Origin of the sequence: Trichocoleus sp. FACHB-262 (genome assembly GCF_014696035.1) — a bacterium.
Lineage (GTDB): Bacteria > Cyanobacteriota > Cyanobacteriia > FACHB-46 > FACHB-46 > Trichocoleus.
In genome coordinates this window covers 120,546-133,041 of sequence record NZ_JACJPK010000017.1, presented here as the reverse complement: position 1 = coordinate 133,041, position 12,496 = coordinate 120,546, and the positions used below count along the sequence as shown (strand labels likewise).

Below are 12,496 nucleotides of genomic sequence, written 5' to 3'. Positions count from 1 at the left end.
CAACTATTCAGATGAGCTGTTGAACCAAGTATCTCAACCTGCGGGTTTTAATACCGCAGCAGAAGTTGTCCCTGAAACCGTCCAATCTGCTACGCCACCCGTCGCTGAGCCGCCTACCGGATCTGACGATAAAACTTTGCCAGCCCAGCCTTCAGTCTCAGAAGCGATAGGAGGGGTGAAGCAGAGTTGGTATTTGGGGATTGATTGCGGTACCACTGGTTTCTCGGCTGTCTTGCTCGATCGCGTTAGTCAAAAGCTGCATCCGATTTACTGGCGAGAGCGAGCAGCCCTTGAAGCCGAAACTAAATCTTATCGTCTGCCAACCGCTGTCTATTTGCCAGCTCAGCCATTGACGTCTAATGGATTGTCGGAGACTAGGGTTGCGGTGGGTTCGCAAGCAATAGCGCTGGCTTTACGCGATCGCGACGCCATAGCCGTTGATACCCTAGCCTTGCCAGGAGCAACTGAACTCACACCAGAGTTATTCATCCAGAACATTAAACCGTATCTGAAAGTTGGTATTCCCCATTACGCTACAGCCACCGATAGCTGGGAACCTGTAATTCAATGGTCTGACTACCGCCAAATTCCTCTCAGTTGGTTACAGCAGGCCTTGCAATCATTGTTGCAAACCCTGAATCCAGTTACTAGCAACTCCGATGTCATCTGTGCTGCCAATGGTCTAGATGCCCCCGCTCTCAAGTCCGCTTTGGCTCAGTTAGAAGGGGTAATTCTTGGCTACCCAGCTAATTGGCCAGATACCTATAACTTTAATTTGCGAGAAGCAGTTCTAGAAGCCAAATTAGTCTCTCGCCCCGAGCAAATTTTCTTTGTCGAAGATGCGATCGCCGCTGTCTTGTCGGAGCTGCGTAATCCTAACCGCTCCCAGTGGAAAGGTGGCACCCTAGTGATCAATGCAGGAGCAACCACCAGTGAAATGGTCCTAGTGAATCTACCCGACCATCTCCCTGACTTGACCTATAGTGACTTCAGTCTGCGTAGCCTACCCTATGCAGGCAATGTGATTGATCAAGATATTATTTGCCAACTACTGCATCCCCAGTGGTTTCGGCAATCTCGCACAGCCACCCGGAGCAATGTTGTAGAAACTCAATGGCACTGGCAGGCAGAAAACTCAGCGTTGGATGGTCTATCTTGGGATAGCTTAGGGTTAGATACTATACCACTGCCCATTCCCGGCGAACCCGACCTGGAAACTCGTCATCGCCTACAACAACGCTTAGAAAGCTCACCCTTAGGCCAAGGGTTGTTGGAAGCCGCTAGGCATCTGAAGCTGATCTTGCAACACGAAGAGCAATTCACGTTTGAGTTGGGTGATCAGCGTTGGATGATTATGCGACGGCAATTAGAAAGCCAAGTATTTCTCCCCTTTATCCAGCGGCTGAACCGAGAATTAAATGTTTTGCTAAGCCAGACAGGTCTGCCGATGCAAGCAATTAATCAGGCAATTTGTACTGGAGGCACTGCTTCTTTGCCTGCGATCGCGCGTTGGCTACGCCAGAAGTTGCCTAATGCCACGATTATTCAAGATACCTATCAAGGCGATCGCAGCTTGAATATAGGCGATAAAACTGCCCATTCAGAAGACATTGACGATGTCACAACTTCTAAAGCCACCGAACCTAAAACCGCCATTCTGGGCGATCGCTTGGTTTCTTGTAGCCGTGTTGCTTACGGATTAGCAGCGCTGCCGTTGTATCCTCAAGTGCTAGACTTGCCTCGCCAGCAGTATGGCGATTATTTTTTGCTTTTAGAGTTATTGCGAGCTTTTCCCTCTCAGCCTGTTTCGATTGCTGGAATTATGCAGCTTTTGGAGCGCCGAGGCATTAACACTCATGCTTGTCAGTTACATATTCTGGCGCTGCTAGAGGGTCATTTACCACCAGGTCTAGTGCCCTTAGAGCAAGATAGAAATTGTCTCACAGAATCGTCGAAACAATATCTGGACGGACATGCTCTAACTGCCGCTCCCCTCTTTTTGAAGGAGGGTAATCAAGTCTATCGCCCGAATCTAGAGCAATGTCGGCGTTTACAAGAGTACCTGTCTCAAGTGATGGCCAATACCAAACAAACTTTGGAAGAGCCATTTGCAGTTAATTTGAGCTTGGCTGTTGAATAGGCAGGCGATCGCTTCTACCGGGTCTCTGCCTAGATGCTCTGCCTCTTTCCGGTTCCTTTAGGCTGCTACTGACCTGTTTAGTATCAGTGTTTGCTGTTATGTGCAGTTGAGCTTAACCGTTGATTTGCATAAGGGCCTTCAGTATTCCTATACAAGCTATGTTGTTTCAGGGCTTTTGCTGAAGCCGCTTACTCTGGAGCAGGGGCTTTCATACTCGTGCTACCGCATTACCACAGCGGTAGCACGAGGTGAAGTTCTTGGAACTCTTCAGAGTCGCACTTTAACTGAGTTTTTTACTGCAACAACCACATCGGAATTTTATATAACCAGTCATAAGTTCAAAGATTGGACGAACCTCCCTTGTTTTCCTTTCGGTTTGTAAAGGTGCCTTCGTATAGTTGCAAGTGAGGACCCTTAGAGCAACTCACCTATCAGCTGTGATTACAACTTCTGATTTCTCTTCTACTAACTTCACCACCAGTGGTTTCACCAAATTTGGTTGTGCTGCTGATGTACACCCATCAGTCAATCATAAAATCAAGCGCTTCCTAGATATTCTCGGTGCATTAGTAGGATTGGTCATGACTGCCGTGATCGCTATTCCAGTTGCGATCGCAATCCAGCTAGATAATCCAGGCCCTATTCTCTACAGCCAGATGCGCTGCGGCTGCCAAGGTCATCCCTTTCGCATTTGGAAGTTTCGTTCGATGGTGGCAAATGCGGAGCAACTGAAGCATTTGGTCACCAATGAAGCTAAAGGTCATATCTTCAAAAACCAAGCCGATCCTCGCGTGACTCGCGTGGGTCGCTTTCTGCGGCGAACCAGTTTAGATGAATTACCCCAGTTTTGGAATGTCTTAATAGGAGACATGAGCCTGGTTGGAACTCGTCCGCCTACCATAGACGAAGTCAAACGCTACAACAAGCGTCACTGGCAACGACTCAATGTGAAGCCTGGTATGACGGGTGAGTGGCAAGTACATGGTCGGTCCACTGTAAAAGATTTTGAACAGATTATTAGCTTAGACCTCCGCTACCAACGCCGCTGGTCTATTGCTTACGACCTCTACCTGATCATTAAAACGATTGGAGTTGTTCTTAATAAGGACGGAGCTTGCTAGATTAATTCCTCAACATTTCCATAACCTAAGGTGAAGATCTGCTGTGCGGCGTCTTCACCTTAAACCTGTTTATTCACTCCAGCAAGGAACATCAGTCGGTACGATGGCAGATAGCTAGCTTGGCTCATATTACCGACTTTATACTTTATGACTGTTCCTACCTGGATTACCCTATCTCGTTTACTAGGCGTGCCTTTGCTGCTTTACGGTCTGCACGAGCCTACTCCAGAAGCTCGCTGGTTTTGTGTGGCCATCTTCCTCATTGCCGCAGGAACAGATTGGTTAGATGGTTATTTAGCCCGTAAGCTCAATCAAGTCACAGATTTAGGCAAGTTTCTAGACCCCCTAGTTGATAAACTGCTAGTGCTAGCGCCGTTGCTGTCTTTAATTGAGCTAGGTCAAGTGCCTGCTTGGGGAGTGTTTTTGATTCTGGGACGGGAGTTGGCGATCGCAGGCTGGCGGGTAAACCCATCCATGACAGGCGGCACCATTACAGGAGCTAATATCTGGGGCAAGCTCAAAACAGTGAGTCAAATTTTAGCGATCGCCCTTTTAATTGCACCTTTGCCTGCTATCTGGAGCACGCCTAGTCTGATAGCATTTTGGGTTGCGGTCGGCCTCACTTGGGTCTCGGGTGCAATCTATTTGTGGCCCCAGCAGTCTCAATCTGTTTCTTGATGACAGGCAGCAATTCTTCACCATCGCTTGCTATCAAGACACAACTAGCGATAAAATTGGAGACCGTGTCGAATTAAAGCCAGTCCATGCCAAAACTGAAGACTCGTAAGGCTGCTGCTAAGCGTTTTAGAGCCAGCGGCAGCGGTAAAATCCTGCGCCGTAAAGCTTTCAAGAACCACTTGCTAGAGCACAAAAGCGCTAAGCGCAGAAACCAGCTCTCTCATGTAGCGGTTGTGCACGAAAGAGACGAAGAAAACGTGCGGTTGATGCTTCCTTATCTATAAAAGTTACTAGGACAATAAATCAATGACACGAGTAAAACGCGGCAATGTCGCTCGTAAGCGCCGCAAAAAGATTCTAAAGCTGGCGAAGGGTTTCCGGGGGTCTCACTCTCGCCTCTTCCGTACTGCTAACCAACAAGTGATGAAGGCATTGCGGAACGCCTACCGCGATCGCCGTAAACGGAAGAGAGACTTTCGTCGCCTGTGGATTGCTCGCATTAACGCAGCATCTCGTCAGCATGGCATGAGCTACAGTCAGTTAATTGGCAACCTCAAGAAAGCTGACATTCAACTCAACCGTAAAATGTTGGCGCAACTGGCGGTTCTAGATCCAGCGGCCTTCGGTAGAGTTCTAGAATTGGTGAGTCAAGCAAAGTCAGCCTAAGTGAAAAACTAGGTAAGGCAGCATCAAAGGTGTTTGAGCCGCTGAATTTCTTCAGCAAAGTATCTAGTCTTTGTTTGGTAATTGGGCTGAGTTTAGCAGGTCAATCAGGTAGTGCTGAAACGTTGAAGTCGATTCAACAACGGGGCTACCTGGTTGTTGCTGTTAAAGAAAACCTATATCCGCTAGCGTTCAAAAATTCAGCGCAGCAGTTACAAGGATTTGAAATTGATGTGGCTCGTCGCTTAGCTCAAGAGCTGCTAGGTCAGGCAGATGCCATCCAACTTCAGCCTGTTGCTAACCAAGATCGCCTTCCATCTGTTTTGGCAGGTCGAGCAGACTTCGCGATCGCAAGAGTGACTGCAACTGAGCCTCGCTCTCGTTTAGTGAGCTTTAGCCTTCCCTATTATCTAGATGGCACTGCCTTAGTAACTAAAGCGGCAACAGTCAAGCGACTAGCTGATTTAAACCAGCGTCCAGTGGCCGCGCTGAATGGTTCTAGTACGATCGCTACAGTGCGTTATCTGGTTCCTGGCGCTAAATTGGTAGGGGTAGACTCCTACGCAGCGGCATACTCCCTCCTAGAGTCAGGTAAAGTCGTTGCTTTTGCGGCGGATGTCAGTGTTTTGAGCGGGTGGGTGCAGGAATATCCTCAATATCATGTGCTGCCGACTTTGTTATCTGCGGAGCCTTTGTGTGTAGTGCTGCCTAAGGGCGTGCAGTACGACGACTTGCGACGTCAAGTTAATAGTGCGATCGCTCGTTGGCATTCGGATGGTTGGCTGCAACAACGAGCTGTCTATTGGGGTCTACCGTGGGCTAACTTATTGAAGGATAGGGATACGAAACCTACAGAGATGTTGCGTCCCTAATCAGGTAAATTCTATTTAAACCAGATTGCTTAGCGGTGCTCACGCATAACAAATATGGATAGCTTGCTTCCCATCGTCTATTTGTCAATCTTGCTAACTTTGTTGGCAAGCGCAGGCTGGGCGATTCTTCGCCAAGTGTTGAAAACTCGCAAGATTGAAACTTCGATTTCGCGCTTGCAGAATAAGCTGAATAAAGAAAAAGGTACAGCCGAAGAATACTATGAACTTGGCAGTATCTACTTAGAGAAAAATTTGTTTTCTCAGGCAGTCATACAACTGCAAAAAGCCCTTAAATCACCTGATTTAGAAGGAGAGGAGAACACAGCGCTAATCTACAACGCGCTTGGTTATGCCTACTTTGCTCAAGAGCAGTATGATTTGTCCATTCGTCATTACAAAGAAGCTCTAAAACTAAGCCCTAATTATGTGACGGCTCTCAATAATATTGGGCACGCTTATGAGCGCAAGCAGCTCATGTCTCAAGCTCTAGAATCCTATGAAGAAGCCCTTAAGCTGGACCCCCAAAGCTTAACGGCTAAGCGTCGAGCTGAGTCTTTGAAGAAGCGCTTGGTTTCAACCACAGCAAGTGCTGAAAAATAAAGATTGACAAGAGCTTGCTCTGACATGCAATATCAAAGCGATCGCCCTGGCTTGAAAGATTAGCTGGGGCGATCGCTTTTTGCCTAGGCTTATTGAACAAGCTAGGGGTTAGAAAGTAAATGTGGTTCGCAGGGCACCAATTCCTACGGTGTCGCTTTCAGGTGCATTACCTGGGTTGAAGAGCACAATCACACCAGGTGTAATCGTGATGTTGTCAGAGACGCGATAACGGTAGAACACTTCTAAGTGAGTTGTTGTACCGGGTTGATCTCCTTCAGTTCCTGCTCCGCCTGCTAGCAAGTTAGGAATATTCTGACCTGCTGGTAAGTCGCTTTCGGTAATTTTAGGTGGCTGGCCTACATAAATTCCGCCCAAATTGCCTTCACCGAACAAGTCGGGGAAGTTGAGGAACGCCATCCAGTTGGTGGTTTCTACATTGCCATCGCGATTAGGAATCCGCGAATTAGTAAAGCCACCCCAACCGCCTACCGTAATCCCTGGGGTAGCGCGCCAAGCTACAGTGGCACCAAAGGCATCCGTTTTGAGGCCAGAACCAATGGTGACTTGGTCATCACCAATCCCTAAACCTAGACTGCCAGCAAAGTTAGACCCAGAAGGGTTATAGGAGTTGAGGTAATGGAGCGCTAGGTCAATCGTGTCAGTGGGAGAAACCGTCAATTGAGCTCCAGCAGTAGTGGCGCTGCGGCGGCTGCCAAATAAGCCAGCATCATTGGGGTCAGCAGGGTCACTAGCCGAATAAACACCCTGCAAGCTAATGCGGGGGCTGACTTGCCAGTCGAAGCCAGCACCACCGGTGCCATTACCAATACTAATGATGGGGTTCCGCTGGGCAAAAGCCGAAATTGGGCCTTGACCAGAACTTTCAACTCGGTTAGCTCCGCGGAAAACGTTGACTGCGTTAACGCCAACAGGACCCGCAACCACGGCAAGGTTATTGCCAATTAAATGCCGAAAACTCAAGTCACTGATGAGGAATTGGTTATCGCTGTCTAGCTCATAGCCCAGCCTAGTATCGTTACTGAGGCGGGGAGCTGTGCTGCCATTGCCAGCGGCTAGCCCAGTTAGCAAGATGCTGCGATTGCTCAGTTGTGTGAACAAGCTCAGCTGCACGTTGTTGATGAAGTTAATGTTTGTTGCTGGGTCTTCTGTATCTTTAACGCCATCGACTGGGAAAAAGTCAGCAGTATTGTCAGTACGGCCTTGGATGCCAAAGATAGCTTGGCCAAACAATTTGGTTGTGGTGGAAAACTGATTTGCTTCCAGTTCAGCCGTGCGAGCTTCTAGCGAATCGACTCGGCCTCTGATGGTAGCGAGTTCAGCAGAGAATTCTTCCTGCAACCGTTGTAATGTTGCTAAGTCTTCTTTCTGCACCAGCTCATCGGTGCCTGCCTGAATCAACTCATTGATCCGGTCTAGGCACGAATTAACCCCAGCCGCGAATTCATAGCGAGTTAACGCTCTGTTGCCTCGGTAGGTGCCATCTGGATAACCCGCGATACAGCCATACCGTTCTACTAAAGACTGTAGCGATTGAAAAGCCCAATCGGTTGGTTGCACATCAGAGAGTTGGGAAACCGAGGTGACTTGAGCCATGCCATCACTGGCAGCTTCTGGGTTTTCCGGGTCTAAAGTGGCAACATCAATCATGCCTGGGCTGTCGTCAGACGGGCTCAAAGCTTGAGCTTGCAGGGTCGCGTCTGCGATCGCTGGGGTAGCGGAGGTCGTAGTGGCTGCATCAGCTGCTAAAGCAGTTATTTGAGTGGTGCGATCGCTAGGCTCACTCTCCTTGACAGACGCCTCAGGAGCCAAGACCTCAAGAGCCGATAAGCGGTTGGCCGCAGCCGCATCTGTACTATCGTTAGTGGCGGCTACAGCTGGAGAGACATTTGCTGTAAACAAGCCTAAAACTGTACACAACAGGGCTAAAGAGACGTTCTTTTCTAAGCCCACTGGGGATTTCATTGTTTTATTCACTCCTTCGAACACCATAAGTGACCAAGCTCTATACTTCATCGTTATTGCCGGTAGAGACTTAGACACACCTCTGCATAAATTTTTTGCCGCTAGAGCCAATAATTAAAAGGCTGCACTCAGTGACGACTCAGTTTTTCAGGAAGTTGATCACTAACCATTTGGAGCATTCCCATCTCGCAAAAAGAATCAAACATTAAACAGAGATGAGATAATCCGCAAACACTTCTTTGAAAAAACTGAGCCAAAACGGCATAAGCTCAGTTTGGGTTGATATAGATTGAACAATCTGCAACCCTCTGTTGCTTTTAGCACCCTAAGTCTTTTCTATCTCTTAGTAATTATCAGTCATGATGTTGACAGTCAGGCAATCTTGACAAAAAAGGATGCTTAAACTGAGTCAAATTTAAGACAAATTTTATTTATGCAAGCAATAATTGCATGGCGTTAGGTCCAAAGCAAGGCGATCGCCAACCGTACCGCTTCTCCTACAGATGACAATCGGGTTGATTCGTTAGCTGTTTGTTCCCAGCGCTTTAAGTGCTCTAGAAAAGCTTTATCTTGCTGAGCCCGCTTGACGATGACCTGACTAATCAGTTTCTTTTGAATTTCTTCTGTAGAAATGCCTTGATGCCTGAGGTAATCCAACAGGTGCTCGACACTGCTCACGAACTGACTGGGAGCCTGTGAAACTAAAATATGTTGAATCTGGCGCACCACCTCTTGGTAGAGCCGCAAGCGTTTGTCTTTGTCCGTTGCGGCAACTGTGGGTGGCTGTGCTTGAGGCTGAGGGGTGATGACGGCAGCCTCTAAATTGCTAGGTCGAGCAGTTATACCCAACAACCCTAAAATTTCCGAGCGCCGAGACAGTACACGTGGCAAAAGCTCAGGATAAAGTTGCAAAATTCGTTGAGCTAAGATTTTGCCGTTTACCGAGCGATCGGTTGTGAGCTTCAGTAAATAGCCGTTGTCTGTTAAGTCGTAGGACTTAATCGTTAAGCGCAAATCAAGGCACTCTAGTTCTACCTGAGCCAGGGTGAAAATTAAGGCTTCCCAATGCGGTAGTTCCTGCCAAACCACTTCGACAATGGCGTCGCCTCCTTGATACTGACGAGCTAATTCTCCGGGTTCAAAGTCGCGGTTAGTAGGATAACGCTCGGTTGGGCTTTTGGTGGTGTAGTTAAACTGGGTAAAAATGTAGCGGCACTCCACCTTGGCTAGATCTGACTCTGCAATGTGCCAGTTATAGATGCAGCACCCTGTGAGTTGAGCTCCGTCCAAGTTAGCTCGAATTAGATGGCTTTCTAGTAAGTAGGCATCGCTTAAGTCTGCTTCACTCAGAGTCGCCTCATTCAAGTAGGCTCCACTGAGATCAGCACGACGCAGGTCAGCACCTCGTAAGTTTGCCTCGGTTAAATCAGCTTGTAAAAGATAGACATCTTGTAAGCTAGCCCGCAGCAAATAGGTTTTCTTGCAACTGGTTTTGAGGAGATAAGCACCGCTGAGGTTAGCTCGGCTGAGATCCGCACTGTTCAGTACCGCTTCGCTCAAGTCAGCGCCAACGAGGGTAACGCGGTGCATATCTGCCTGACTCAAATCTGCCTGCCGCAAACAAGCACCACTCAGGTTAGCTTCAATTAAGTTGGTGCCAACTAATTTGGCCTCCCGCAGATTGGCTTCCTCTAAATGGGCTTCTCGGAGATTGGCTTGGCTGAGGTTGGCACTAATTAAGCTAGCCCGCCGCAGGTTGGCTTCCATTAATTCGGCTGCCACAAACTGAGTGCCATTTAATTTAGCTTTTTCAAGATTAATTTGATCGAGCTTGGCCCGACTCAGATCAGCCCCGCTCAAATCACCTTCTTGCAAACTTGCCCAATTCAAATCAGCGGCTTGAAGCTGGGCCAGCCGTAAGTCAACCTTGCTTAGGTTAGCTCCGCTCAAAACTGCCTCAGCTAAAGTACTGCTGCTTAGGGCTGCACTCCTAAGGTCTGCGCGTCGTAAACAGGCTCCAGTCAGATTTGCTCGGCTTAACAAGGCCCAACTCAGGTTTGCGCCTGCAAGATTGGCTCCAGTTAAATCTACGTCTTGGAGGTTAATACCACTCAGCGTGGCACCACTAAGGTCAACGTGGGCGAAGTCACGCTCTCCTTGTTGATATCGACTGATGAGCTCCTGTACTTGCATGTACCTGCGCTGACTTTCACTCCATCATTACAGATTGGGAAGCGGAGCCAAAGTAACTTTGGCATGTTTAGTTATGGCAGCCAACGGGGGTGAAGTCCAGCCAGGGGGAGTTGTTCCGGTTGCATTTGCGCTGGAGCTTCAGTTGGACTAGGAGGGGTGACAGGCAGTAGCCAGAGCCGACTCGTCGCGATCGCTTTGCCGTCGTCAGTGCGGAGAGAATTGGTTTCAGCGTTGGTTTCCTTAGCGGCTGCAATGGTTTGGTCGAATAGGAAGCCCAAGCCATCAGGAGATAAGTTCATTTGGATGTCTCGTTGGTCATCGGGCAATCGCAACAAGGGTTTTGCCTCAGCAGTTTTTAGGTTTATCGCCACCAAAAAAGGCCGTTCTCGGTATTCGTTACCTGGGATTAGTTCCGTAATCAGGCTGTAGAGGACTTGCTTGGTGGGATCAAACTGAGCGCTCAAAATAGACCCTTCAGTTTTTAGCACCTCTTTTTGAATGCCTTGGTTAGTGACTAAAAAGAGTGATTTGGTGTAGTTAGTGTTGAATTTCACCATTGCCGCCGCCGAACCGTCCTGAGTAAAGCTCAGGACCATGCCGAATTTGGGTAGAAAATCTAAAGGATCGGCTTGAGGTTGTAACGGCAGAATTGCTAATCCTTGTCCTTGCGCAAAAGCTAAAGCACTACTATCCGGTGTGATTAAGAAATCGCCGCCGGGCTGAGTTTTGAGCGGTTGAGGGGCTGCTCCTTCCTTGAGAAGCCAGAGCCCAAAGTCACCAGGATTGCGTTGGTTGACTCGCTGAATCACGATGGTTTGGCCGTCTGGGGAGAGGTCAAACTTAAGGTTCTGGTACTCCTTGCTATCGAGGACGAGCTGGAGCTGACCTGCCTTGGCGGGTTCTCGGATCGGTTTACCAGGAGAGGCGAAATGCATCCCCGTCGTGACGGTATACAGTTTTTGATCGAGGGTTCCTTGACGATTTGCCTGCCGCTCAGTCGCTGCAAATAAAATCCGATCGCCTTCTGGATAAGCTTTGAAGTCCATCACTACCAGATTTTTTGAGGTCAGGACTCGCTTTTGCTGTTGCGATAGGTTGTAGAGAATCAACCGTCCTTCCTCTTCTCCTTCCACGCCGATGTAAGCAAAGGCGCGATCGCGAGTCCGAAACTGGCCTAAAAATGGTTGAATTGACGCTCGATTTGTACCTTCTGCGGTAAAACGGTCTTGAGCATCCTGCAACTGAACTTGGTACTTGGTGCCGTAAGGGGCGGGCATGGTTAAGGTGTAGGCCATGCGGCGACCTGCCCAACTAATTTTGCCAGGGAGGGGTGGCTCTAGTTTCAAATTCTTTTCTACGCTAGCCTGCTCCATGGGGCGGCTGAAGGTGAGAATAAAAGCTGTATCCTCTGCCCCAATTTGCTTGTTTTGCCAGTTAAACTCCCGAATTTTGGGGGCGGAGCGATCGCCACTCCACAGGAGTAAGCCGATCAGGACCGCCAGCACGAGCATCAGCGCGATGGCCACGCGATCGAGGGGTTGGGTAAATGGCTTGAGAGGTGCGGTGGAGTTCGCCTTCTGCATAAAAGCTCGTTGCTAAAATGTAGCGATCGCGTCGATTGGGGGATAGTGATTCGTGGATTACACTTTAACACCCTTAGGAGCCGACATCTTTGTGGTCCGGGGCTTGCTGGATGCCAGCATCTGCAAACACATTTTAGAGGTGGTGAACTGCCATCAGTTTCAAGCGGCAGGTATTGAAGTGGCAACAGTGAATGCCCAAATTCGCAGCAATGACCTGCTGTCCCTAGATAGCCCTGATTCGTTGTTGCACTCTACTCATCAACTTTTGCTGGCTCGAATCGCTGTAGTTCAACAACTATTACTGCAACATTATGATGTTGCCTTCCCTCACGCGGAAGCTTGCTCAATTTTGCGCTATCAACCGGGTCAGTACTACAAGCGCCATGTCGATAACTTATTGTTGAGCGATCGCTTTGAGGAAGTGGCTCAAGGCGTGCCAACTCGCGATATCAGTATTGTGGGCTATCTCAATGAGGACTTTGAAGGCGGAGAAACGTTTTTCGATCGCCAAAACTTAAAAGTAAAGCCCGAAACTGGCAACGTTTTGGTATTTCCGTCTTACTACACGCATCCCCATCAGTCATTGCCAGTCACACATGGAGAAAAATATTCCTTTACGACTTGGCTTTTCCACTAGCTCAGGCTGGAATCCAGCTTGTACGG

The 12,496-nt window shown here is 48.6% G+C and carries 11 protein-coding genes; 8 read left to right on the top strand and 3 right to left on the bottom strand.

Translation table 11 applies throughout. The features are described 5' to 3' along the window. Nucleotides 1–19: 19 nt before the first annotated feature. The 7 genes from H6F68_RS01750 to H6F68_RS01720 all read left to right on the top strand — a co-directional run bounded on the left by H6F68_RS01750 (nucleotide 20) and on the right by H6F68_RS01720 (nucleotide 6,074). On the top strand, nucleotides 20–2,140 hold the full coding sequence (locus tag H6F68_RS01750) for a hypothetical protein (protein ID WP_190556035.1): 2,121 nt from the start codon (nucleotides 20–22) through the stop codon (nucleotides 2,138–2,140). 437 nt (nucleotides 2,141–2,577) lie between these two features. Continuing rightward, nucleotides 2,578–3,261 (top strand): sugar transferase, encoded by a 684-nt coding sequence (locus H6F68_RS01745; protein WP_190556033.1) that lies wholly within the window; start codon nucleotides 2,578–2,580, stop codon nucleotides 3,259–3,261. A gap of 147 nt (nucleotides 3,262–3,408) precedes the next feature. Further along, complete coding sequence (gene pgsA, locus H6F68_RS01740) at nucleotides 3,409–3,939, top strand: CDP-diacylglycerol--glycerol-3-phosphate 3-phosphatidyltransferase (protein WP_190556031.1); 531 nt, start codon at nucleotides 3,409–3,411, stop codon at nucleotides 3,937–3,939. 86 nt (nucleotides 3,940–4,025) lie between these two features. Then, nucleotides 4,026–4,223, top strand: a complete 198-nt coding sequence (gene rpmI, locus H6F68_RS01735; protein WP_190431667.1) for a 50S ribosomal protein L35 — start codon at nucleotides 4,026–4,028, stop codon at nucleotides 4,221–4,223. A gap of 22 nt (nucleotides 4,224–4,245) precedes the next feature. Then, nucleotides 4,246–4,605 carry a 50S ribosomal protein L20 gene (gene rplT, locus H6F68_RS01730; RefSeq protein ID WP_190556029.1) on the top strand — a complete coding sequence of 120 codons (360 nt, stop codon included), beginning with the start codon at nucleotides 4,246–4,248 and terminating at the stop codon, nucleotides 4,603–4,605. Between the two features lie 29 nt (nucleotides 4,606–4,634). Then, nucleotides 4,635–5,474, top strand: coding sequence for a transporter substrate-binding domain-containing protein (locus H6F68_RS01725; protein ID WP_313929996.1), 840 nt, complete (start codon nucleotides 4,635–4,637; stop codon nucleotides 5,472–5,474). 54 nt (nucleotides 5,475–5,528) lie between these two features. Next, nucleotides 5,529–6,074, top strand: coding sequence for a tetratricopeptide repeat protein (locus tag H6F68_RS01720; RefSeq protein WP_190431671.1), 546 nt, complete (start codon nucleotides 5,529–5,531; stop codon nucleotides 6,072–6,074). Between the two features lie 108 nt (nucleotides 6,075–6,182). Here the strand turns inward: H6F68_RS01720 and H6F68_RS01715 are convergent, their stop codons facing one another. The 3 genes from H6F68_RS01715 to H6F68_RS01705 form a co-directional block, all read right to left on the bottom strand. Continuing rightward, entirely contained in the window at nucleotides 6,183–8,057 is a 1,875-nt protein-coding gene (locus H6F68_RS01715) for an iron uptake porin (protein ID WP_190556027.1), read from the bottom strand. 456 nt (nucleotides 8,058–8,513) lie between these two features. Continuing rightward, the gene (locus H6F68_RS01710; RefSeq protein WP_190556025.1) at nucleotides 8,514–10,250 is read right to left on the bottom strand and encodes a pentapeptide repeat-containing protein; all 1,737 of its coding nucleotides are present in this window, start codon (nucleotides 10,248–10,250) and stop codon (nucleotides 8,514–8,516) included. Nucleotides 10,251–10,321: 71 nt separating this feature from the next. Continuing rightward, entirely contained in the window at nucleotides 10,322–11,833 is a 1,512-nt protein-coding gene (locus tag H6F68_RS01705; protein WP_190556023.1) for an Ig-like domain-containing protein, read from the bottom strand. A 52-nt stretch (nucleotides 11,834–11,885) separates the two neighbouring features. On the opposite strand from H6F68_RS01705, the gene H6F68_RS01700 reads away from it, so the two are divergent. Next, nucleotides 11,886–12,470 carry a 2OG-Fe(II) oxygenase gene (locus tag H6F68_RS01700; protein WP_190556021.1) on the top strand — a complete coding sequence of 195 codons (585 nt, stop codon included), beginning with the start codon at nucleotides 11,886–11,888 and terminating at the stop codon, nucleotides 12,468–12,470. Nucleotides 12,471–12,496 lie beyond the last annotated feature (26 nt).